The 23,888-nt window shown below is 52.5% G+C and carries 20 protein-coding genes and 1 tRNA gene; 10 read left to right on the forward strand and 11 right to left on the reverse strand.

Annotated elements, in window-relative coordinates; translation table 11 throughout:
* From TON_RS08285 to TON_RS08295, 3 genes are all read right to left on the reverse strand, one after another.
* A complete protein-coding gene (locus TON_RS08285; RefSeq protein ID WP_012572585.1) occupies positions 1 to 267 on the reverse strand; it encodes a ubiquitin-like small modifier protein 1 in 267 nt (88 codons plus the stop codon).
* Positions 268 to 338: 71 nt separating this feature from the next.
* The gene (locus TON_RS08290) at positions 339 to 851 is read right to left on the reverse strand and encodes a CDP-2,3-bis-(O-geranylgeranyl)-sn-glycerol synthase (RefSeq protein ID WP_012572586.1); all 513 of its coding nucleotides are present in this window, start codon (positions 849 to 851) and stop codon (positions 339 to 341) included.
* Between the two features lie 40 nt (positions 852 to 891).
* A complete protein-coding gene (locus TON_RS08295; protein ID WP_012572587.1) occupies positions 892 to 1,413 on the reverse strand; it encodes a GbsR/MarR family transcriptional regulator in 522 nt (173 codons plus the stop codon).
* A 105-nt stretch (positions 1,414 to 1,518) separates the two neighbouring features.
* Between TON_RS08295 and TON_RS08300 the strand changes: the two genes are divergently transcribed.
* The 7 genes from TON_RS08300 to TON_RS08330 are packed head-to-tail and all read left to right on the forward strand — an operon-like array spanning position 1,519 to position 10,713.
* Positions 1,519 to 3,777, forward strand: a complete 2,259-nt coding sequence (locus tag TON_RS08300; protein WP_012572588.1) for a hydrophobe/amphiphile efflux-3 (HAE3) family transporter — start codon at positions 1,519 to 1,521, stop codon at positions 3,775 to 3,777.
* Entirely contained in the window at positions 3,774 to 6,146 is a 2,373-nt protein-coding gene (locus TON_RS08305) for a COG1361 S-layer family protein (RefSeq protein ID WP_012572589.1), read from the forward strand. The genes TON_RS08300 and TON_RS08305 overlap by 4 nt, the downstream gene beginning before the upstream one ends.
* Positions 6,147 to 6,200: 54 nt before the next feature.
* The gene (locus TON_RS08310) at positions 6,201 to 7,100 is read left to right on the forward strand and encodes an LEA type 2 family protein (protein WP_012572590.1); all 900 of its coding nucleotides are present in this window, start codon (positions 6,201 to 6,203) and stop codon (positions 7,098 to 7,100) included.
* Between the two features lie 45 nt (positions 7,101 to 7,145).
* Entirely contained in the window at positions 7,146 to 7,664 is a 519-nt protein-coding gene (locus TON_RS08315) for a DUF3201 domain-containing protein (protein WP_012572591.1), read from the forward strand.
* Positions 7,665 to 7,673: 9 nt separating this feature from the next.
* Complete coding sequence (locus TON_RS08320; RefSeq protein WP_012572592.1) at positions 7,674 to 8,825, forward strand: RsmB/NOP family class I SAM-dependent RNA methyltransferase; 1,152 nt, start codon at positions 7,674 to 7,676, stop codon at positions 8,823 to 8,825.
* A 2-nt stretch (positions 8,826 to 8,827) separates the two neighbouring features.
* On the forward strand, positions 8,828 to 9,874 hold the full coding sequence (locus TON_RS08325) for a lysylphosphatidylglycerol synthase transmembrane domain-containing protein (protein WP_012572593.1): 1,047 nt from the start codon (positions 8,828 to 8,830) through the stop codon (positions 9,872 to 9,874).
* 2 nt (positions 9,875 to 9,876) lie between these two features.
* A complete protein-coding gene (locus TON_RS08330; protein WP_012572594.1) occupies positions 9,877 to 10,713 on the forward strand; it encodes an NAD(+) kinase in 837 nt (278 codons plus the stop codon).
* Here the strand turns inward: TON_RS08330 and TON_RS08335 are convergent.
* Genes TON_RS08335 through TON_RS08355 form a run of 5 tightly spaced genes read right to left on the reverse strand, consistent with a single transcriptional unit; the run spans position 10,697 to position 15,592 of the window.
* Positions 10,697 to 11,488 (reverse strand): DUF835 domain-containing protein, encoded by a 792-nt coding sequence (locus tag TON_RS08335; RefSeq protein ID WP_012572595.1) that lies wholly within the window; start codon positions 11,486 to 11,488, stop codon positions 10,697 to 10,699. The genes TON_RS08330 and TON_RS08335 overlap by 17 nt on opposite strands.
* Positions 11,479 to 12,456: a bifunctional N(6)-L-threonylcarbamoyladenine synthase/serine/threonine protein kinase gene (locus tag TON_RS08340; RefSeq protein ID WP_012572596.1), complete on the reverse strand. Its 978-nt coding sequence runs from the start codon at positions 12,454 to 12,456 to the stop codon at positions 11,479 to 11,481. The genes TON_RS08335 and TON_RS08340 overlap by 10 nt, the downstream gene beginning before the upstream one ends.
* Positions 12,457 to 12,487: 31 nt before the next feature.
* Positions 12,488 to 13,021: a flavin reductase family protein gene (locus tag TON_RS08345; protein ID WP_012572597.1), complete on the reverse strand. Its 534-nt coding sequence runs from the start codon at positions 13,019 to 13,021 to the stop codon at positions 12,488 to 12,490.
* Positions 13,022 to 13,069: 48 nt separating this feature from the next.
* Positions 13,070 to 14,386 (reverse strand): acetate--CoA ligase family protein, encoded by a 1,317-nt coding sequence (locus tag TON_RS08350; protein ID WP_012572598.1) that lies wholly within the window; start codon positions 14,384 to 14,386, stop codon positions 13,070 to 13,072.
* The gene (locus TON_RS08355) at positions 14,387 to 15,592 is read right to left on the reverse strand and encodes a hypothetical protein (protein WP_012572599.1); all 1,206 of its coding nucleotides are present in this window, start codon (positions 15,590 to 15,592) and stop codon (positions 14,387 to 14,389) included.
* Between the two features lie 72 nt (positions 15,593 to 15,664).
* Here TON_RS08355 and coaD point away from each other — a divergent pair, with 72 nt between their 5' ends.
* The gene (coaD, locus tag TON_RS08360) at positions 15,665 to 16,147 is read left to right on the forward strand and encodes a phosphopantetheine adenylyltransferase (protein WP_012572600.1); all 483 of its coding nucleotides are present in this window, start codon (positions 15,665 to 15,667) and stop codon (positions 16,145 to 16,147) included.
* Here coaD and TON_RS10390 read toward each other — a convergent pair.
* Complete coding sequence (locus TON_RS10390; protein ID WP_012572601.1) at positions 16,125 to 16,352, reverse strand: hypothetical protein; 228 nt, start codon at positions 16,350 to 16,352, stop codon at positions 16,125 to 16,127. The two genes, coaD and TON_RS10390, sit on opposite strands and share 23 nt — an antisense overlap.
* Positions 16,353 to 16,465: 113 nt before the next feature.
* Between TON_RS10390 and tpiA the strand changes: the two genes are divergently transcribed.
* Entirely contained in the window at positions 16,466 to 17,146 is a 681-nt protein-coding gene (gene tpiA, locus TON_RS08365; protein WP_012572602.1) for a triose-phosphate isomerase, read from the forward strand.
* A 75-nt stretch (positions 17,147 to 17,221) separates the two neighbouring features.
* Positions 17,222 to 17,297, forward strand: a tRNA-Gln gene (locus tag TON_RS08370).
* Positions 17,298 to 17,847: 550 nt separating this feature from the next.
* Here the strand turns inward: TON_RS08370 and TON_RS08375 are convergent.
* Together TON_RS08375 and TON_RS08380 are read right to left on the reverse strand one after the other, a co-directional pair.
* Positions 17,848 to 18,534, reverse strand: coding sequence for a hypothetical protein (locus TON_RS08375; RefSeq protein WP_012572603.1), 687 nt, complete (start codon positions 18,532 to 18,534; stop codon positions 17,848 to 17,850).
* A gap of 38 nt (positions 18,535 to 18,572) precedes the next feature.
* Entirely contained in the window at positions 18,573 to 23,888 is a 5,316-nt protein-coding gene (locus tag TON_RS08380; protein WP_012572604.1) for a DNA-directed DNA polymerase II large subunit, read from the reverse strand.

A 23,888-nucleotide genomic window follows, 5' to 3' on the forward strand; every position in this document is an offset into this window, starting at 1 on the left:
TCAACCACCACTTACCGGGGGGAACAGCGCTATCGTGTCACCGTCATTCAAAACCTCGTCGAAGCTCACATAGCGCCCGTTCCGCGAAACGTTGACGTCGGCCAAATCGTCGTCCTCCGCGAAGACCTCGTTTTTGAGAATTGGGTGCCTTTCTTTGATGATATCGATAAGTTCTCTGACCTTTATCCCATCCGGAACCTCCAGCTCCTCCTCGCCAGTGCCAACGAGGGAGCGGAAGCGGGCAAAGTACCTGACCTTTACCTTCATCTTTACACCACCGAAGGAGTTGGGAAACGGAAGTTAAAAAGGGTTGCTGGATGATAGTGGGTAAAGAAAAATCACCACGGCACGCTCTTCCAGCCCATTTTGTAGGCGAAGTAGTTGGCCCCCCAGTGAACGAAGGGCGAGACGACGAGGAGGAAGATTATCTGACCAGAATCGAGTGTTTTGACCGGATAAGCAAAAGCCAGCGCTGAAATAAGGAAGCCGAGCTGGTCGAGACCTATCGCCGGAGAGCCACGCGGAAGATCTATCCTCCTCTTGAAGAAGCTCCCGACCAAGTCGCCAAAGAGGGCACCAAATGACAGCAGGAACGCAAGAAGAAGAGCCTTCCCAAGTGAGCCGTAGAACTCAGGGGTAATGAAGTACTGGAGAGCGCCAACTGCAGTTCCAATTGCAACTCCTCCGATTAAGCCGCGCCAGGTTTTACCATCCCCAAAGACCCTCCGCCCGTCTTTCCAGTACCTGCCGCCGTCTATCGGCCTTCCACCACCGACCAGGACGGGCGATGCATTGGCGAAGTAAGCGGGAAGAATATACCAGAATGCCCACAGCAGCGACGACAGCGACATTCCTCCACCCCAATTTGACTACCAACAGCTGGTTTTAAAGCTACCGCTTCTCTTCGCCCTCAAGGCACTTAAGGAGCCTCTCAAGAACCTCCTTATCGTCGTGGTTCATGAGAAAGCGGAGTATCCTTTCGGCAAGATCGTTCCTCTTCATGGCTAACTCGATGCTTTCCCTGATGAACTCCGCCTCGGGGCCGGTCTCACCTTCAAGCTCCTCCAAAGCACGCATGAGGTTCTCCTTCATCTGCTGAATGTCTTCAAGAATCCTGCTGTAGTAGGCAGCCTGTCTCCAGTCCTTGAGGAGCTTTGTCGCTTTGTAGTAGGCCTTCTTATCGCCAGGCTTCTTGATTCTAACCACCAAGCCGAGGCTCTCCATAGACTTCAGGGCAGTACTCACGTGAGAGAGCGAATAGCCCGTCCTCTCGGCTATTTCACTCAGGCTCATTGGTTCCTTAGCCAGGAAGAGAGCACCGTAGATGTAGCCATAAAGCTCACTAAAGCCGAATCTTCTCGCGGCGTTTGCGAAGTGTTCCATAACTATTCGACGGGCTTCCTCGATTCCCATGCCCAGCACCTCGATTCCAGTGATAATAGTAATCTCGGGAAAAGGTTTTTAAGGCTTCACATATTTAAAACTTTCGGAAATTTCCGAAAGTTCGGAGGGAAAATAATGGAAGCGCTGCGCAGTACCGCTAGGATAATCGTGAGGTACAGGGTCGCTTTTGCCCTGATAGCGATATTCCTGTTAGTGGTTTCCATCTACGGAATTCAGAACCTCCGCTTTGAGAGCGACCTGAGAAGCATGCTTCCCGAAGGACACCCTGCCATAGATGACTATACCACACTTCAGAATGAGTTCCAGAGCGGCGACAGCACCATCATAGTGGTCAAAGTGAGCTCCATCGAGCCGGGTGGAGTTTACGACGTGAGGGATCCCCAGGTAATTCAAGCCATTTATGAACTCGAACAGAGGCTCCTCCAGAGGGAGTACGTCACGGACACGATAAGTATCGCCGACATCTACATGCAGGTTCTTGGCAGGCTCCCGGAAAATGAGGAAGAGGCAAAGTTCGTCCTTGACGTGCTCCCACCGGAAACGAGGAATCAGCTCGTGAGCAGGGATTACACGACGACGATGATAGTGGTGACCATAAGCAGGGAGAAGAACTCCAAAACCCTCGTCAGAGTCTATGAGGGAATTCAGGAGGACATAAACGACGTGAAGTTCCCGAAGAACGTCGAGGTTATCCAGACAGGCAACATAGGCATAACCTACCGCATACTGGAACTCCTCCAGAGCGACCTCAACAAGACCATGGCGATATCGTTCATAATCGTTCTCGCCCTGCTCCTCTACTTCTACCGCTCGCCGGTCAAGGCGCTGATACCCCTAACGCCGCTCGTTTTTGGTGTAGCCATGACCCTGGGTGCAATGGGGCTCCTCGGCATTCCCCTCGACCTTGCGACGACCACCATAGGTGCGATGCTCATAGGAATGGGCATAGACTACGGAATCCACGTAACGAACCGCTATTACGAGGAGCGCAAAAGGGGAAGGACAATCGAGGAGGCCGCTGAGGAGGCCATAGCCGAGACGGGAAAGGCCCTGCTCGGAGCGGCGCTGACGACCGTTGCCGGCTTTGCTGCCATGTACCTCTCGAGCCTTCCGATGCTCCACAACCTGGCGACGACCTTGATCCTAGGACTGAGTCTGGCGGCACTGAACGCGGTCGTGATAACTCCCTCGGTGATAATCCTTGAGGAAGACGTCATGAAGAAGCTCAAGGGGCACTACGAGGTTCCGGAGATACGCTCCCATTCAGGCTTCGTTGGGAAAGCCTTCCGCTCCCTGGGCGAGGCCGTGAGGAGGAAGCCCTTTGCGTTTCTCGGTGCAGTCTTTCTGATAACACTCATCTTCGGCTATGGTGTGACACAGGTAACTACCGAGGTCAGACTCGAGAAGTTCGTTCCCAAGGGAATGCCCGAGATAGAAGCTTTGATGGACATACGCAGCGATTTCGGCGGCCAGGATGAGCTCTACATTCTCGTAAAAGCGGATGACGTTAGGGATCCCACCGTAGTAAGGAGCATCTACCGCTTCGAGAACCAGATAAAGGCAGACACCTACTACAACAACGTCTTTGACTCCGAGAGTATAGCCGACATCGTTGTTCAGAAGTACGGCTACATCCCCGACGACAGGGAGAAGATAAAGGAAGCTCTGAAGGACTACCAGGGGGTTCAGCTCGTTTCATCGGACTACTCCATGACGGTAATCAAATTCACCGGCGACTTCAGCGGCTCGAGTATAGACGACTTCAGGAAGATAATACGCTATTTTGAAGAAGAAGTTCAAAACGCCGTCTTCCCACCTGGAGTGAGCCTCTCCCTGACGGGTGACATTTACCTCAACTACGTCCTCGACCAGCTCACAAACGAGGAAATAAACCGCATCTCCATGTATGGAACGGTTTTCGTCGTCGTGATAGTCCTGCTCCTCTTCAGGCGCCCAAAGGTCTCCCTGGCAATGATAACGCCGATGTTCCTCGGTGCCCTCTGGACGGTCGGCTTCATGGGTCTCGCTGGCATTCCTTTCACCCAGACACTGGCTGGTGTTATCTCGATGATAGTCGGCCTGGGCGTCGATTACGGGATGCACCTGACCCACCGCTTCCTCGAGGAGATGAACGAAGGGAACCCGCGCCCGATAGTCACTTCGATCGAGAGCGTGGGGCCGGGCATACTCGCCGGCGCCCTGACGACTGCCGGAGGCTTTCTGGCGCTCCTGGCTGGAGAGCTGCCAACGATACACGACTTTGGATTGACACTCGCGTTCGGAATATTTGCCTCTATGTTTGCCGCTTACCTTGTAACGCCTGCACTGCTGCAGGTCTTCTACGGAAAGAAAATTGGAGGTGATGCGGAATGAAAAAGATAAAGGTTGTCCTGCTCGGATTGATGCTCATCACGGGTCTGCTCGGAAGTGCGGTGAGCGCCTCGACGGGAAGCCCACTTTTCGAGGGCTACTTAAGCAGGGGCGAGGCCATACTGGTTGGGCCGCTCATAATCTCGCTGACAGATACGCAGAAGGACTATGGGAACGGCGAGTACTACGCCTTCCTGGTGATAATGAAGGATGGAAAGATACTCAACGCCGAGTATAAGACGATATACGTACCCGACCCTGAAAAGATTCAGAGGCTCCTCCTCGACCCGGAGTTCCTGCTGGCCCTCGCCGAAACCCAGGGCTACGATGTAAGCTCGTGTTCCCAGTACGTCAACGACACTACAGCGTTCAACGCATGCCTGATGGCCAACGCCTTCGGCTTCTACCAGTGGCTCAACACGGCATCGCCGAAGGAGATAGCCAACGCGGTCGTGAAAACCATTGAGGAGCACCCAGAGCTCGGGATAAACAAGGAAGACATCTTAATGCCCATAACGTATCCAGACATAACTCCCGTGCGGGAGGGAGAGACGGTAGAAGTTGATGTGGATGATCAGACAGTTTACGTGACCGTCCTCGAAGTATATCCGAACGGGATAAAGATAAGCATCAGCGGGCCACCCGAGTGGAGAGCATCAACCGCCCCAGGAGTGGTGATCTCAAGCGTTGAAATACCAGAAACTGTCCAGCCAGGCGATACAGTCACGATAAAAGTCCACCTGAGGAACGAAGGAGCGCTGAAGGTTCGCTATCTGAACGTCTTCGTTTCACCAGCGCCGGTGAGCTTCAACGACAGCTCCTCCATAGCGAGCGCGGTATCGATGGCACTGAGTCAGAGCGGATTATCCCAGAGTGTATTCTATCCCGAAGGAAGCGCGATCCAGTACGTAGAGTATCTCGATGGCAAGGAGAACACAACACTGACGTTCAGGATAAAGATAAACCCCAACGCTGACGTCGGCACCTATCCGCTCTACGTTGGGGTGGTTTACTTTACGGGTCTGGGGGCTAACATGAAAATGATTCAGGGCTACAACTTCGTCGCCCTTACCGTCAAAAAGAGCAGGGAGGGCTTCGTCGAGATAACGAAGGTCGAGACGATTCCAGGGGAGATAAGTCCCGGCGATACCTTCACAGTGAGGTTTACGGTGGAAAACACCGGAGCCGAGCCCATCAAGGCCCTCAGCTTGAAGATAACCTCCTACCAGGTCCCGGTCCAAGGAGAAATCAAAAACGTTGACCTTTCAGCCCTTTCACAGTTGCCAATCCAGGGGAGCGAGGCTCTAAGCGAGAACCTTCAGACAGCGCTCAACCAGATAATGCGCGAGCTGGCGAAGCAGAACATTGACGCATTCCTACCCATCGGCGAGGACAACGTAAAGTACGTGGCCGAGCTCCAACCGGGACAGAGCACGACGCTGGAGTTTAAGATTAAGGCCAACGACAGGCTCGAGAACGGCATATACCCTCTCAGGATAGAGCTCAAGTACCTCAGCGAGCCGGATGAGAAGGAGATAACCGATGAGAGGCTGGTGGGAATAGACGTCACAGGAAGGGCCGAGCTGATCCTCTCAAAGGTCTCCACCTCGCCGAGCAAGATTTTGCCGGGAACCGACAATGTGGAGGTAGATATTCAGATAGACAACGTCGGAACCGGAACCGCAAGGACGGTCATAATAAAGCCCCACCCAACTTGGCCATTTGAGCTCAGCGAAACGAGCCAGCAGGTCATAGGTCTGGGAAGCCTAAACAAGGGCGACTCGGCTCAGACATCTTTCAGAGTTAACGTTGCAGAGAACGCGAGCTCCGGAACCTACGAGATACCGCTCCTAATTATGTACACCAACAGCCTTGGGGTACAGAAGAACGTCACGTTGAAGGTTCCCATCATTATAGGCGCCAAGCCGAATATAGAGGTCGTTGACATCAGGTTTGAACCCGATCCCCTCCAGGGAGAGAGCGTCAAGGTTTACATCACCCTGAAGAACACGGGCGGAGAAAAGGCCACGAGCGTGCTCATCGAGGGTGTGGTTAAGGCGGACCAGCCCTTCAGCCTCGACAAAAGGACGGACTACGTCGGTGATCTAGCACCCGGGGCAACCGGTGAGGGCGTGATAATCCTCAGGATAGACCGCGATGCCATACCCAAGGACTACAGGATCCAGCTCAGGATAAGGGCCGTCGGAGACCCCAACCAGGGTGACGACAACGTCTACGTCTTCGAAAGGACCGTAGATGTAACGGTGAAGGAGAACACCAAGACCTCAACCAATCTGAGGAACCTCGCCGTGATCGTGGGAGTACTGGTGGTGATCGTGGTAATCTACATCCACAGGGGAAGGGCCAGCTGAGAAAATAGGAAACATTTAAACGCCCCACAGATAACAAATAGGAAGGTGAGAGAAATGAACTGGAAAATAGCGGTCTTAGCAGTACTCCTCGCGTTCATACTGTGGGGCAGTTACGTCGGCTATGCCATCCTCACGCTTCAGCCTAGTATCAACGCCCAGTGGGGCTACGTGGACGAAAGCACCACAGAGATCTGGATAAATGCCCACCTCAATAAGCCCCTGCTCGTTCCGGCATCCATAGAGAACGTTAGCCTCGAGTTCGCTGATGTCCCTATGGCAAGGGTGGAGAGGTTCGATTACGGGGCAACTAAAAAAGACGTGACGCTCGCGATATCCATAGACAACAGAAACCTCGTGAAGGCCATGATAAACTACTTGAACAACGGGCAAAGAGGCGCCTTCACCGTCCACCTCAAAGGTAAGCTCCTCGGAGTGGTGCCGGTGGAGGGAAGCATCAGCGAAGAGGTAAACGAGGATATACTGAGCTATCTCGATGTAAAAGCCGAGAGCAGAGATCTTGGCATAGCCAAAACTCCCGCCCTCGTCGAAACAAAGGCAGAGTGGGCTGGAGTGCGGGGGAACAAGGCGATAATAATTAACCATCTAAAGCTCTACAACCCCAATCCCTTCCCCCTCCCGGTCACCGGGGTCAGCTACACTCTCTACGTGAACGGGGTCAAGATAAGTGAAGGCACCATAGTCGAGAGCGTCGTCCTTCCGGCGAAGAGCTACGGAACGGTTGATGTTGAAACGCTCATAGACACAAACGCCCTCCCAGAGGCCTGGGCCAGGCACATAAAGAACAAAGAGACCAGCTACGTGAAAGCAGAGATATACCTCGACGTCACGGTGCTTGGCAAGGAGTTCAAGATGGAACTGGCGACGGTGGACGAGACCGTCAGGACGGACATGATGGGAGACCTCAACAGGATGCTGGAGGGGCTTGTGAGGTAACCAAAGTTTTTAAGCCCTCCATCTTTTTCCTTTCTGGTGGGAGAAATGAACGTGAGAGAGGTTCATGAGTTTCTCAACGAGATGTGGGAGAGCATTTTCAGGCTCAACGAGGAACTTAAGGCCGAGCTTCCCGAGAAGGGCTTCAAAGTGGAGGACGTGGAGGAGGTCTTTGGCGCTTACATCTTCCTTGACGGCGAATGGAGGCTCATGAAGTACCCACACCCGGCCTTCGAGATAAAGCCCCAGATAGAAGTTGGGGCAACACCAGAGGCTTACTACTTCGTGGTCGCGGTTCCAAAGGAAAGGATAAGCGAGAACTTCGTTGGCCTCTTCGTGGAGCTCTTCCCGAGGAGCTTCATCTACGGGGCGGAGGACTTCCTGAGCGACGTATACAACTGGAGGCGCGACGGGAGGATTTCTCCGAGCGAGATAATGGCGCGCATAGAGAAAAGCGATGAGAAGATTTTCCAGTTCGAGGCCAACTTCGAGAGCGTGGAGACCCTCAGAGAGGGCATTGAGAGGCTCATTGATATCGGGAAGCGCTTTGAAATCTTCGATCTCTGAGGTGTCGGGATGAGCTACGAGGAGGCCTTTCCAGCGGAGCTGAAGGAGTACTACAGGCGGCTCTTTGGCGAAGAGGCCGAGGAGATAATGGCCTCCCTCAGGACGCCGGTTGAGAAGTACTACATCCGCGTTAACACACTCAAGACGAGCCGCTCAAAGCTGATGAGAATTCTCCGAAAGGAAGGTCTGAAGCCAAAGAGGAGTCCCTATCTGGAGGAGGGCATCTACTTCGAGCGCGAAGGCCCAAACTTTCCTGATGACTATGAGCCCGGCCTTCCCGTTGTAAGAGCAAACAAGTTCGCCAGCGAGAGCGTCTATCAGGGGGCAATGCTCTACGCACCCGGTGTCCTCCAGGCGGACAAGAAAATCAAGCCCGGCGACGAGGTCGAGATTCGCGATCCACGGGGCCTCCTCGTTGGAATTGGAATAGCGAGGATGAGCGCCAAAGAGATGATCGTCTCGACGAGGGGTATAGCGGTGGAGGTCACCCTGCCCAAGTTCAGACTTCCCAGCCTGAGCGAACTGGAGAGCTTTAAGGAGGGGCTCTTCTACGCCCAGAGCCTGCCTTCAATGGTCGTTGCGAGGATTTTAGAGCCGAGCGAGGAGGAGCTGATAATCGACATGGCGGCCGCTCCAGGAGGAAAAACGAGCCACATCGCGCAGCTCATGCAGAACAGGGGTGAGATAATAGCCATCGACAAATCAAAGAACCGGCTGAGGAAAATGGAGGAGGAGCTCAAGAGACTCGGGGTCAAAAATGTCAAACTGATCCACATGGACTCAAGGAAGCTGCCCGAGCTCGGAATAGAGGCCGATAAGATACTCCTCGATGCTCCCTGTACAGCCTTGGGAATTAGGCCAAAGCTCTGGGAGAGCAGGACGCCAAAGGACATCGAGGCGACGGCGCGCTACCAGAGACACTTCATCAACGCGGCAATCAAATCCCTCAGGAAGGGTGGCGTTCTGGTTTACTCCACATGCACGCTCAGCTATGAGGAAAACGAGGCGAACGTTAAGTACATGCTGAGCAAAGGTTTAAAGCTCGAGGAGCAGAGCCTATTCATAGGCTCCCACGGCATAGGTCTCGACGGAGTGCAGAGGTTTTATCCGAACAGACATCTAACTCAGGGCTTCTTCATAGCGAAGCTCAGGAAGGTGTGAGAATGGACTGGAAAAAAATAGCATTCCTCACCCTCGGACTGCTCATAATTGCCCTCCTTATTGAATGGGCAGGGGTAGAGGAGGTATTGGACGTTTTAAAAAAGGCCAGATTGGACTACTTCCTGCTCGCCGTTCTCGCTTATATAGCTGGAGTTTTCATCTGGGCCCTTCGCTGGCGTGTACTTCTTAAGAGCCTCGGCATAAACGCACCCTTCAAGGCCATCCTTGGGGCAATATTCGTCGGTATCTTTGTAAACAACGTTACGCCAGGAGCGAGAGGCGGTGGTGAGCCCATTAGAATGTATTACCTCTCTAAACGCTCCAACGGGGCCTACGGTCCAGTCTTTGCCACAGTCATGGCAGACAGGATACTCGACCTCATTCCCGTGGTGATAATGCTTATGACCTCCACCATCTATGTTTACCTTCTCGGTTCGAGGTCCCTAACGATAATGCTCCTCATACTCGACTTCCTCCTTGCCCTCCTCATCGTCATAACCCTCGCCATACTCCTCAACGAGAGGAGGACGAAGAAGATACTCTACTGGTTCTTTAACTTGGTCTCCAGAATCATGCCCAAAAGGGCACAGAAGTACGATGAGAAATTCATTCACAACATAGAGGTCAGCGTTCCCAAGTTTCAGGAGGGCTTCAGGCTCCTGCTGAAGGATAAGAAGACCTTCTTTTTGGCCCTGGCTTATTCCTTCGTTTTCTGGTTTCTGACCATCCTCCGCGCATATTTCATCTTTCTGAGCATAAACTATCCCATAGGACTGATGGACGTAATGGTCGTTCAGATGATAAGCATAGTTGTCGGGCTGCTTAGCATAATTCCCGGTGGAGCAGGCTTCATCGAGGCTATTAATTCAGGTGTTTATGTCCTTCTTGGCATAGACAAGAACTTCGCGGTAACGGCAACACTCATCGAGAGGGTCGTATCTTACTGGGCCCCAACGATTTTCGGAGGATTCATAACAACTCACTTCGGCATTAAGGTCAGTGAGGAGAAGAAAAAGAAAAGTTTAACTGATGAAGGGGAGAAGAAGTAACTATGAAGTTCGGGATAGTGGCCAGAAGGGATAAAGAGGCCGCCCTCAAGCTCGCATACAGGGTCTACGACTTCCTCAAGGTCAGCGGTTATGAGGTGTACGTGGATACCGATACATACAAATATCTTCCCGAGTTCCATGAGGAGGACGTTCTCCCGCTGGAGGACTTCGACGTCGATTTCATCATCGTTATCGGGGGAGATGGAACGATTCTCAGAGTGGAGCACAAGACCAAAAAGGAAATACCCCTGCTGGGCATCAACATGGGGACGCTCGGTTTTCTCACGGAGGTTGAACCACACGAGGCCTTTTTTGCCCTCAGCAAGCTGATTGAAGGTGATTACCACATAGATGAGCGCATAAAGCTGAGGACATATCTAAACGGCGAGAACGTAGTTCCCGATGCCCTCAACGAGGTTGCCATCCTGACCGGTATACCAGGCAAGATAATCCATCTGCGCTACTACATAGACGAAGGCCTCGCCGATGAAATCCGGGCGGATGGGCTCATAGTATCGACTCCGACGGGCTCGACTGGCTACGCCATGAGCGCAGGAGGTCCCTTTGTAGACCCAAGGCTCGACGTAATAGTGATAGCCCCTCTTGCACCGATAGCTTTGAGCTCAAGGCCGATGATAGTACCCTCCTACACCAAAATAGATGTTAGGAACTTAGCCGTAACTAGAGAGATAATCCTGGCGATAGACGGCCAGTTCTACACCTACCTCGAGCCTGAAACGGAGATAACGATAAGACTCTCCCCGAGAAAGACAAAATTCGTAAGATTCACGAATGAGGTCTACCCAAAGTACACAATGAAGATCAAGAGGAAGTTTTGAGGAGGTTCTTAGGACTCTTGACCGGAGTAAACTCTCTCATGAGTATCTTCAGCTCTTTCTCCCCAATGGTTCCTTTAATGACAACCAGGAGCAGGGTGGACTTTGCCTCAACGGCGTAGTCTTTTAGAGACGAAAGGAATCTAAAGGTGGCCGTAAAGTCGTTGTACAGGATAAAGGCCTCCAAGCAGTCCACCACTATCAATCTGCCTCCTCCCCGGAGAAACTTCACTGCACTCTCCATGATCACATGAAGTTTCGTTGGCCCTATCCCCCTGTCAATGGCAGGGGTTATCCAGAGCGTCTGAACGTGCTCTCCGATATTTTCGTATATCCAAGGACTCCTGGTGATTACAAGCACTGGAGCGTCAATTGAAGAAATAAACTCTACAAGATCTCCTGTGTCTTCTCCCGTGTAGAGATAACCCCCCGGGGAGAGCCTTGCGTTCCCAGCGGCATTTGCAGGAATCGGAAGAATAGTTTTTTCAACATGGCTTATATAGCTCAACAGTCCATATGCTATACCGATTATCGAAAGAAAGTAGAGAATCTGCTCTAGAGATATAATAATGGGCACTTCTCCAGTGAAATCGTCAACGATATCAAGTGCCCTTCCTGCCGCAGCCGTGAACATGGAAACTGCCACTATAACGATGAACCTGTTAAGGGGTTCACCGTAACGTGATATCCTTCTGAGGGCGTAGAGCGCGGAATATCCGATAACGATGAACAGTACGATATCAATAAAAAAGATCCAGATTGAAACCTTTAACTCCATACAACCTCCACCTCATCCGTCCTAAACTTCTGCTTTACCACAGTTTCCTCGAGATTGAACTTAACACCGCCAAGATACATCCTCAATCCAGTGTAAGCTATCATGGCCCCGTTGTCTCTGCAGAGATCGTAGGGCGGAACGAAGAACTTTATCCCCCTGTCCTCGGTCATTATTCTAAGCATCTCCCTCAATCTGTTGTTCGCGGCGACGCCTCCAACGAGAACGACCTCATCCTTGCCGGTGTGGGCAACGGCCCTCTCGGTGACCTCAACGAGCGCTGCAAATGCAGTCTCCTGAAAAGAATAGGCAAGATCCTCAACCCGATACCGGCCCGTGCGGTACTTCCGGACGGCCTCAGTGAGTATTCCGGAGAAGCTCAAATCCATACCTTTAACCGCATAGGGGAGCTCAATGTATTTCTCTCCCTCCAGGGCAAGCTTCTCTATCTTGGGTCCTCCAGGGAAACCTATCCCAATCTCGCGCGCAAAGGTGTCTATAGCGTTACCTATGCCAATATCAAGCGTTTCACCGAAGACTCGGTAGCGGCCTCCCTCCAACGCCAGAACCTGGGTGTTTCCACCGCTCACGTAGAGACCAACGGGGTCTTTAACACCGAACATCTTAGCTATCTCAACGTGAGCTATGCAGTGATTCACACCGATTATCGGTTTGTTATGCTTTATGGCAAGAGCTCGTGCAGCCGTGGCAACAACTCGCAAAGAAGGCCCAAGACCTGGTCCCTGGGAGAAGGCTATCATGTCAACGTCCTCGATAGTTATTCCCGCCTCGTCAAGGGCCTTTCTCAGAAGAGGCTTCAAAAGCCTTGCATGGTGTTCGGCGGCTTCCTTTGGGTGGATTCCACCCTTTTCAGTAGTGAGAGTATCGAATACGTTGGCGAGAACTTTCTTCTCGGTGACTATACCTATGCCAAGAGTGTGTGCCGTCCCCTCTATGCCAAGAGCTATCATCAAGGGTGGAGTGTAAAAATAGTATAAAAGGTTATCGAGAGTGGACTTGAGGAGGACGATGGACGTGCTTCTCGAAGGTCACAAAATCCGTCCATGCAGTATGAGCAAGGAATTTGGCGTCAAGATTTGGCCTGTCGTTTTCGAAGGCATCCTTTCGGTATGAGCTATCTACAACCTCCCCAACGAACCATGTGTGATCGCCATAGTCCCTCTCATCCACGAGCCTGCACTCAACGTTCGCAAGGGCCTCTTTTATGCTGGGGGTTTCAAGAGCCTTCGATGGAACAAGGGTTATTTTCATCTCTTTCAGCTTCTCAGGGCCGTGTCTAGTGCCGGCTATCCAGACGTCCCGGAGCATATCGAGACTCGGCACGCTGATGACAAACTCGCGGTACTTCTTTATCAGCCCCCATGTATACCTCTCAGGAGCAATGGCAACACCAACCATGAAGGGCCTGAACGAGACTATCGTGACCCAGTCGGCGGCCATTACGTTTGTCTCCTCACCATTTCCTGCCACGATGAGGTAAGTCCTCAAAGGATAGAGGAGTCGGTACGGCTTCATGAGAACCACCAAAAATGAATTGGGCTTCACCTTAAAAAGTTAAAAGCCTCAGCGACGGGAGAGCCACGCCAAAGCTTTGGCTGCCCTCTCCGGTGTAGGGAAGTTCTTTATTCCACCTTCCTCCAGCAGCTTAACCCCATCCCTAACGAGCTCTCCAGCCATGAAGTTCACTATCACCGGTTTGTCGCACTCGGCGTCAATTACAGCCTTCGCTATCTCCTCGCTCGGGACAAATATCGGCGGGACGCAGATTACCAGCAAAGCATCGACGTTCCCGTCCCTGCAGACGATCTCAATCGTTTTCTTGTAGCGCTCGTAGTCCGCATCAGCTATGAGATCTATCGGGTTCTTAACCGAGCACTGCGGTGGAAGGAACGAGCGGAGTTCTTCAACGGTTTCATCGCTTAGCTGAGCTATTTCGAGGCCAAGACTCTCGAGCTTGTCGGTAGCGAGAACACCGGGCCCGCCAGAATTGGTAATCACGGCAACGCGCCTCCCGGCTTTCTCGTACATCTCAAAGGCCTTCGCTGCGTCGAATAGCCCCTCCATCTCCTCAACCTCTATGGCGCCGGCCTGCTTGAAGGCCGCCCTGTAAATCTCATAGCTTCCGGCGAGCGAACCGGTGTGAGAAGCGGCTGCCCTTGCACCACTCTTGCTCTTTCCAGCCTTGAGGATTATCACAGGCTTTTTGCCAGCTGCATAGCGGAGGGCCTCCATGAAGCGCCTCCCGTCCCTAACGCCCTCAATGTAGAGTGCTATGGCCTTCGTGTTTTTGTCATCTGCAAAATACCTCAGAAAGTCGCTCTCGTTCAGGTCAGCCGCGTTTCCATAAGAAACGAAGGCCGAGAAGCCTATCCTCTCGTCGTTGCCCATCGCTAAAGCGGCACCGCCGAAGGCGCCGCTCTGACTTATGAGCGCCAGACCACCCGGCTTAACGCGAACCTCGAAGGAGCCGAAAAACTTGCCGTGGACGCCGAAGATGCCGGCGCAGTTAGGGCCGATGATTCTAATGCCATGCTTTCTGGCTTTCTCGACGAGCTCGCGCTCAAGCTCAACGTTTCCGACTTCGGAAAAGCCGGCACTTATGACGACGGCACCCTTGATGAGTTCACCAATCTCGTCTATGAGCGATGGAACGAACTTCGCAGGAATGGCAATTATGGCAGCATCAACGGGCTCCTCCAGCTTCGGACGAATTTCAAAGGCTTTCCCCGCGATCTCAACGGTTCCACCCTTTGGGTTAACTGGAACTATCCTCCCATCAAAGCCACCTTCGACGATGTTCCTGAGAATCTCGTAGGCTATCGCACCCTCCTTGAAGGAGCCAAAGATCGCGACGCTCTTGGGATAAAAGAAGAAGTCCATTCACTCACCTCCCGGTTCGGAGGTCTCATCACTTAACTCCTCGACTTCTTCATTTTCAGTGCGTCCTTCTTCAACAGCCCCACTCTCTTCCCCAGTTGGCTGCTCTGGCTCCTCTGAAGATGTCCCACGCCTCTTGATCCAGAGTATTCCGAGAACGACAACCAGAATCAGGCCCGCCCAGATGTAAGGCAGACGGCTCGTCTTTTTCTCAGTCACAGTGATTACGATGGTGTTGTCGGGAGCCATCTTGTAGGTGCCGCCCACCACTGAAACCCTGTCAAACGACCCGGGCAGTTTAAGAAGGGCCTCCCATATCTTTTCGGAGGAGGTCTCCCTGTAGGCCACCTTGGGTTTTGCCACACCGATGACAACCAAGGTGCCGTTCTCCTCGCGGGTGTCCAGACTTATTATGTCCATCGTGGCCTTGAAGCTCGAGAGGAGCTGATCGATAACTACCGGCGTTGCGTTGGCACCGGTAAATGTGGCATTGAACTGGACGTAGCCCTCGTGGGGGTCGTACTGGAGCGATATCTCCTTCCTGGTCGAGTTCAGAAATATCACATAAGAATACACGGGTGTATAAAGCTCTATCAGGGGTATGAAGTCGCCGTTGGTCCAGACGGCAACGTTGTTACTGAAGTCGTCAGGAGCAGGAGCAAGGTTTCTCACCTCGTAGTCCTTCGGAAGCACGACCGTCAGCTTGTCCCAGCTGTAGTCGAAAACGTGGCCCTTAAAGACGAAGTCCATCGGGCCGCTAAGAGGACAGCTGATGATTTTTCCATCGCTGACAAGGAAGTTTGAGAGAGCAAAGGTAACGACAGCAGACCAGTTGTCGAGAACTTTAACCGGACCTCCTGAGGGAAGGTAAATTGTGCTGTTAATGCCTTTGGCCTCAAAACGATCCTTGAAGTTGTTCTTCAGGTTATCGTAAATCAGCTGTTTGACGAATGACCTGAACTCCTCGTTTGCCTTCGTCGTGTTGTTTGCCGCGAGATGGTCAAAATAGGCCCTGTAACCCGGATCCTTGAGGGTGGCATATATCCTGAACTGGCCCATCCAGGTGGAAGAGCCGTTTATGACCACCGGCGAGACCCGAATCATGATCTCGATCTTGAAAAGGGGCTGTGAGTTCCCGGCGGCATTGACCTCACTGACCAAGGGCGTGAGAAGAAGGATCGTCAGAATGAACGCGATGAGCTTCTTCATTCTACCACCTCCAGGAAAAATCTCTGGAAGTTGATAAAAAAGCTTATTGGTCCCTCAGCCTAATTTCAGCCCATGAGGAAAAAGTACCGCAAAGTGGTCGTCGGAGGAACCTTTGACAGGCTCCACCTCGGACATAAGGCGTTGCTGAGGAAGGCCTTCGAGGTGGGAAAGTACGTCTATGTTGGACTGACTGCCGACGAGATGGTGAGAAACAAGCCCCACGCAGATAAAATCCTTCCCTACAAGCTCCGCCTGAGGGATCTGCTCAAGTTCTTCGAGGTTAACGGCTACTCCAACTACAGGATCATCAAGATACACACGGCCATAGGCTTCGCGGATAAGATGAAAAGCCTTGACGCCATAGTCGTCAGTGAGGAGACCTACAAAGGGGCACTCATAGTGAACAGAGCCAGAGAAGAGAGGGGCCTGAAGCCCCTCGAGATAGTGACCATCGGGATCGTAAGGAGCAGCCTCGGGGCGAAGATAAGCTCCTCCCTGATCAGAGCAGGCCTCATCGACCCGCTCGGAAACCCTAGGAAGAGAGATTCACCGTAATGCTCCCCATGTTATTGATACATACTCCATCTGACCTCCTCCCCCTCCTGAGGGTGAGGGCTCCAACGGGGAACCCCATATCCGGCGGGCAGAAAGGGTGGTGGGCTTCAATAAGGCCCCTTAGGATTGGCATCTTGACTCTCAGGAGAGTCTTCCCTATTACCCCCAACCTGAAATAGAATAATCCCTCCGGATTCAGGAGCATCTTTCCAGCAACCTTTTTTTCAAAATATTAAAAGTCCCAACCGGGTCCGAGGAAAAGTTCCTCACCAGGAAAGAATTTAAGAGTTGAGCGTTAATTCACTCCTGGTGATATCTATGACGAAGCTGAAGGAGCCGATAATAGCGATAAACTTCAAGACGTACATCGAGGCCACGGGCGAGAGAGCCCTTGAGATCGCCAAGGCCGCCGAGAAGGTCTGGAAGGAGACTGGAATAACCATAGTGGTCGCGCCGCAGCTGGCTGACCTTTACAGAATTGCCCAGGAGGTCGAGATTCCGGTCTTTGCTCAGCATATAGACCCGATTAAACCGGGAAGCCACACCGGTCACGTCCTCCCGGAGGCAGTTAAAGAAGCTGGGGCCGTCGGAACTCTCCTCAATCATTCGGAGAACAGAATGATTTTAGCGGACCTCGAAGCTGCCATAAGGCGCGCCGAGGAAGTTGGATTGATGACAATGGTCTGCTCCAACAATCCAGCAGTCAGTGCCGCTGTCGCCGCTCTGGGGCCAGATTACGTCGCAGTTGAACCGCCTGAGCTGATAGGAACGGGCATTCCAGTCAGCAAGGCCAAACCGGAAGTCATAACCGACACCGTCGAGCTCGTCAAGAGGGTAAACCCAGAGGTCAAGGTTCTTACCGGCGCGGGCATTTCCACTGGAGAGGACGTCAAGAAGGCTTTGGAGCTCGGAAGCGTTGGCGTTCTCCTCGCGAGCGGCGTTACCAAGGCAAAAGACCCGGAGAAGGCGATAAGGGATCTGGTATCGCTGATTGTTTGAGCTTTCCTTTTTCAACTATTTCTGACATCGACCAGCTTAAGATTTATAAGTCCTGGGGAACTCTTTTTATCGGGCAGCCCCGTGGTGTAGCGGCCAAGCATGCGGGACTTTGGATCCCGCGACCCGGGTTCGAATCCCGGCGGGGCTACCATAGAAACTTTGCCTTCGCAAAGTTTCATCAAAGTTTGTAGTCCATTTAAAAGGCTAATTCTGCGTGATTTTCTTTTTGAGTAGTCGTTTTTAAAGTGAGAACTCCCCAAATTATCCCCATTGGCTCCGGTTTAACTAAAAATCAACGCCCCGAGGGCGTCAAGGAAGGGTTAAACCCTTTAAAAGCTTTTTCAGGGAATTCTCGCTTAGAAAATGAGCACTCTCGGATAGAAAATCCTGCATTAGGGCCTTTTCTAAGAGAGACTACATGCTTTTGGCGAAGCTTTTTCTAAAAGCTTCCTTCGCAAGCGCTGGCGGAAGATTATGTGCCTTTTCTAAAGGTTTGATTTTGAAAAGGGTTTACGCTCAAATTGCCCTTCTGCGAGTGTTTCACTCTACAAACGGCGTCCGAAGGACACCAGTAACAAATTGAAACTACGTAGAAGGCTTCATTTAGTGTTAAACCCCAGCCAAAGTTGCCCTTGAATAGTGCACGACTAATTTTTCTGCCAGTTTGATGAGGAGGGTATTCTTTTCGCCAGAAAAGTTTGCTAGAAGGCAAACTCGTCCACGCTGAAGCTCTCCATGACACGCTCGAAGTCGTTTTCCGGAGCGTAAACGAAGCCGCAACGGGTGCACTTAAGAACGCCGTTCTCCTCACTCAGCGGAGAGAAGCAGACCGGACAGCGGTACTCCTCGCGCTGGAGGGAATCATAGACCTCATCCTTCATCACAAGGAGGTTGAGTTCTGCCTCCCAGTCCTCGTGGAGCATGCCCCAGTAGGGCGTTTCGATGGGATAAAAGTCCTCCAAAATCAGGGCGTTTATTCCGATGCTCTTAACACCAGGCGGGAGCTTTCCTGTCGGTTCTATACTGACCACGTACTGATCGTAGAACTCGATGTGCTCCGCGCGGATCGTTAAGCCGCGGGAGAGCCTTGAGCGGAGGGGAATAATCTGAAGGAAGAGATTTTCCCGCTCGACGTCCCAGCTCGCGCTTATCGAGACGCTACCCTTCGTAAAGAATTGAGTGATATAACCGTCGTCCCTTTCTTCACCCGCCAGAGAAAAGCCCAGCTTGGCCATTGCACGGTTTAGGAAGTTCGGCCGCGGGAGCTTCTGGTAATTTATCAGATACTCCCCCACCCATCCGGCCAGGGGCATGGAATAGCCGAGGAAGACCTGCCTCTGCACGCGGAGGTAGGCGACGCTGGGGAGCAGTTTGAACTGGTCGTACATCAAAAAAAAGGGCGACATAATAATATATATGATTAACGCTAGGAACCAAAAAACTCGTCCAGGCTTATGCCCTTCTTGGGCTTCTTCATCTTGGACTTCTCCTTCCTAATGTCATTCTCAAGACCTTCAGAAGGCTTGGTCTTTTTCTCAGCTTTTTTAGACTTCTTTTCAGCTTTCGTCTCGGCTTTTGACTTCTCAGCCTTTTTCTTGAGCTTCCCGTTGGCCTTAAGCTCGTCAAGGTAGCCGTTCCTGCCGTTGGACTTGCCGGTTCTGGCCTTTATCATCTTCTCGCAGATGTCAGCGGAGAAGCCCATCAAAGTCCTCTGCCTCTCCGGGAAGACGTTCTCAAAGAGGCTCTTGATGTCCTTTTCTGTCATGCATATCCTCTGCCTCGTGTAGTCCAGCACGTTGTACCGCGTAACCAACATCTTGGCCGTCGGCAGGTACTTCTCAATTGCACCTTTACTGACGGTCAGGACGATTTTGCCGCCGCACTTGGGGCACTTGCCGGTGAGCGGTGGTCTCCGGTACTTCGTGTTGCACTTGACGCAGCGGAACTCCTGTCTGGTGAAGCTCCTGAGGTTGCCCCTCAGGTCTGGAACGAGGTGGGAGTTGATTATCGTCTCGGCAACGTGGTGCTCGTCAACCGCACGAATACGCTCCGCCAAAGCCAGCTGACGGGCGACCTTCTCCTCCATGTCGCCGAGCTGTTTGTACAGGCTCATCTTCGGGCCGAGGCCGATGTCATCAGTGTCGTGGGTGAACTTTATGCCCTCGTACATCTCGGGCTTTCCTAGGCGGTCCTCAACGCGCTCGATGAACTTTATCTCCTTGGGCGATTTCATCTCGTAAGTCGCCGCGTAGAACTCGAGCGGATAATACCTGACAACGTCCATGTTATGGACCTCACTGTCCACCTCGCGCGGGTCAAGGCGGGTGGTAACAACCAGCGGCGCGTCCATCTTCCCACCGCGCTTCTCAGGGAGGTAATACTTGCTGAAGTTCAGGAGGGCATCGAGGAGGAGCATTACTGCATCTTCGTCGCCGTCGCATTGGTGCGTTACCAAATTTTCATTAATCAGAACATTGTGGTAATCTTTGGCGTTTAGTGAGAAGACGAATTCCTCTCTGGGCCTGACGTATTCAACACGCCTAACTTTCACGAGCCAGCCATTTTCGGAGAGGTATTTGTCATGATGCCTCTTTTTATCAGAGTGCAGTGAATACACAGAATTCTTCCGGTCACTCACAAAGCCTATTTTCTCAAAGAATCTGTCATAGTACTCACCGGCTATGTTCAAGGCATAGACTTTCGAAACCGGAGGCTCACCTCCACGTTCAACATGGTAGAGCCTGCCGCGGGCATTGCCACGATTGGCGTTCTTGTCAAGGGTGTAGTAACCACGGATTCCAAATTTGGCGAGGAGTAACGTTTCGATATCCTCAAGCAGAACCTTGTTAACGCTGTAGACGACCACCCTTGGCACGGTTTTGAGAGCGCTCCCATCTCCCTCAAAGTAGGCCCTCAGCATCTCGGCCACAAGTTCAGGAGTTAGCTTGAAAACAAAGGCAGGAACTCTCTTCGTGTGTGCGTTTCTTCCAGCTTTCAGCACCTCCGTGAAGAGGAGGTACAGGATGCGTGAGCCGACAGTAACCTTCTCGCCCCTCTCATGAATTCCAAAGCCCTCGCCGAAGGCCTCCCTTAAAGCTTTCTTGAGGTCTTCCCTGGCCTCTTCGTCCGCTATCGAGAAGCCTATCTGGTAAACGCTATTGCTCTTGCGGGCATAGCCTTCTGCCAAGTAGTAGCCAAGGACGCGGAGGAATGGTCCAACCGGAACGAAGCGCTTTATCCTAACCTTGTCCCGCTTGAAGCCTAAGTAGCAGTCTGGAACGTCTTTAATCGAGAGTCCCTTCTCCTTCAGAACATTGAGTAGAACATCCAGAGGCATGGAGTCCCTGCGGAGGTAATCTTCCTTCACTCCAGCACCTATTGACATAAACCATCCAGAGAGACCACGAACCATTATCCTGTCCCACAGCTCTTTAAACTCCTCGCGAGAGAATTCCTCAAGCAAGTCAATGGACTCAACGTCCGCCTCTGGAAGCTCTAGCTTGGGAACGAGTATCCTGTCGCCCTCCTTGACCTCAAATGCCCTCTTCTCTATGAATTTCCCGTTTTCGTAGACAAGAACCGGATGGTCAACGGTTGTCTCAAAGGCCCTTCCCAACTCAAGCTCGAAGCGAATGGTGTGGTCAGTGCTTGGAGCTTTGATGACATCCTCGATATCTGTCAGAACGACCTTTCCGCTCTCTGGGTCGAAGGAGTAAACTTTGACATCAACCTTCGGCTTCCTTCTGACGTAAACCATGTTCTCGTAGTGTTCATCCTCGAAGAGCTCGTAGAGCTCTCTAAGCGTTATCCTCATTGGCATTCCGTCAATCTGGACGAGTATCCTCGTGTCACCAGGGAAGCAGTTCCTTCTCTTCGCGGCATGATAATACGGGTGGGCATAACCAACCAGCACGTCGGAAAAGCCTATTATCCTGCCAATAATTCCGGCAGACGTGTGGGGAGCAAGACCGATGACGAGGTGGCCTATCAAATCCTCCATCTTCTCGGCGTTGTAGAACCTTGGCAGTCCGTAGAACTTCTCAAGCAGGTCATCTATGAAGCGTGCGACTTTGAGGAGGTATCTGCCAGCCTCGTAGGAGAGGATTACGTCCTGCACCTTGAGCTCGACTATCTGATCGTCCCGCTCTAACGGTTTACCCTCGAAGTCGTGGGTGTAGCCAAGCTCGCGGAGCTTCTCAACGCTTACGCCTATCTCCCGCGGCTTGAAGTGGGTTATCGGGGCATCGGTGGCGTCGAAACGGATTGTACCATCTTTAAATACGTAGACGTCGTTCTTGGCCCGGAGGAGGCCTTTCTCTAAAGGCTCGGCCATCTTGTAGCCGGAGGTCATTCCCTGGACACCCTTGAGCTTGTCTATGCCGTAGACCTTAACGTTCTCCATAGCGGCGCGGAGAAGCTCAGAGGGTTTTATCCTCCGCCTGGCGTAGGGCTTGAGCTCGATCCCACACTTCGGACACCGGAAGTCGAAGTTATCGGCCTCACCCTCAAGATAATCAGTGCTGCACTTCGGGCAGTGCCAGAGAAGCTCTTTCCTCGTTCCGCAGCTCGGACATATATGTTCTGGCCCAACGTGGCCGCATTTTGGACACTTGAAGAAGGCTATCTCCACCTCCGTAGTCTTGCCTTCTTCGGCGGCCTTCTTTATGTCACGGGAGCTTCCACCGGCGAGACCGATCGGGAAGAGCACCTGAACGGGTGGCTTCATCTTCCTCTCTTTGGCCTTCTCGGGCCTGCCCATTCTCGCGCCGATCCAGCTTATACCCCGATCGCGGAGCTTAATCCTATTGCCCTTGTTGATGATGTCAATTACTGTGTGGAAGGGCTTGGCCTTGAATTCCCACTCGAGGTTGCCGAGGGGAGTCAGTAATGCGGCACTCCAGGGATATTCGATTACGATAACCTTCTTCCGATCTTCCGTCCGCTCCAATCGGTGCGGAAGGCCCAAAAGCTCGAGGTAGCGCTTTATCTTCGAGTCGTTGTCGAGGACGACTTTTCTCGCGAACTTGTTTTTCATGTGCTCGTCCCACTCGATTTGAGCGCCGAGAAGGGCCTTCTGGAGATCCTCAACTTCCTCCGGCTTTAGTGTGTTCCAGTAGAGGGTGTAGTGGGGGTGGAAGGGAATGTCGAGAACCTTGGAGATGTGTATGGCTTCTTCAATGCTCGGCCTGACGCGGAGAGGGTCTTTAAGGAGCCTTTCAAGGAAGTCAGGATCAAGCTCGACGTATTCAGCGGCCTCTTCTACCGCCTCGCGTGGGTTGTCCTCGAAGGGCTTCAGCTCGACCTCGTAGATATCCGCGATAGCTTTAGCAAACTCCTGAATCCACCATTCTTCAGCGTAGTTGGCAGGCAAGAGAGTCTGATTGTTCTCAACAAAGTCGCCGAAGTTGACAAGGGCGTCGCCGACGTAGAGTATCTCCTCGATTTTGTCGCGGATTTTGAGGGCGGTTTGATAGTCGTCAACTCGGATAACCGAGCCATCCTTGAGCTTGACTATCGGGCCTTCGACGGTGGTTGCGGGGGTTACGATACAGCCCTTTCCGGGGCGTTCAGTCTTCATCTGCGTGCCTATGGCTATGAACTCGTCGAGGATGAGCATGGTTGCAGGATTGACGCTCCAGGTTGCGAAGCCACTAACCCTCGAACGGCCGTATCTAAGCCTGAAGCCACCGTTAGTGGAGGGTTCGGCGAAGAGCGGCCTGCCACCGATTATCTCCTTCGTGTACTTCTTGTTGGGGGCGATATTGGCCCTGAACTTCTCGTAGAGTTCGTAGTAGAAGCCCTTCTCAATTTTCTCCTCAACTTTCTCAGTGGGAGCTTCTTCACCGGCGCTCTCGACCTTCTCTTCCTTGACCTCAGCCTTGCCTTTCTCCTTCGCCTCGACGAACTCCTTTATCCAGTCCCAGCCCTCTATGCCCATCTTGTCAATGTACTTGACGAGCTTCTTGGCCTTCTGGAGGACACCTTCAGCAAGAACGAGGATTGCACCGCCGCGCAGGTGGTTGGTCTCCACTCCAGGGACATCGCGGTGGGAAACTTCAACCTTGTCGGTCTCTTCGCCGGTTATCTCTATGGGGATGTTCTTCATGGCAAGTCTTACTTCGTCTGCCTCCGGATGATACTGGAGCCTCGTAACTGCCCGGTGGTAGAGGTCTATCTCCTCAACCATTCTCTCAATGTGCTTCTCGCTCGGCTTGAACCTGTCGAGGCCGAGCTTTTTTCTCACGTAATCACCAACGAGAACACTCAAAGCCTGAGCCGTTCCACCAGAGCTTCTTATTGGCCCGGCATAGTAGAGGGCTAAGTACTCACTCCCATCAGCCCACTCGTTGCGCTTGATTTTAACGTCGGCTATTCCTTCCAGCGGGGCGGAGACGATGCCCTCAGTGAGAATAGCAAGGGCCGTCCTTACCGCCTGCTCTGCGTATTTCTCCTTGCTCCCAAGGTCACCGAATTTGCCGTCTATTATCTCGTCAACGACCTTAAGGGCGGCCAGTTCCTTTCCATACTCTTTGACGAGCGCCCTAATCCTCTCGGCAACGCCTGGAGGGCCAACGAGGCTTTCGACACGACCGGCCATGTCAGTAGCTTGAGGAACCTCAACATCGGTGCTCGGGTCCTTACCCTGAGCGCGGGCCTTTCTCGCTATCTCGTAGGCCCTGTCAATCTCGCGCTGGAGAGATTCAAAGTAAGCTTTCATTTTTTCAGAATACAGCTCGGCCAT

This window comes from Thermococcus onnurineus NA1 (genome assembly GCF_000018365.1).
Lineage (GTDB): Archaea > Methanobacteriota_B > Thermococci > Thermococcales > Thermococcaceae > Thermococcus > Thermococcus onnurineus.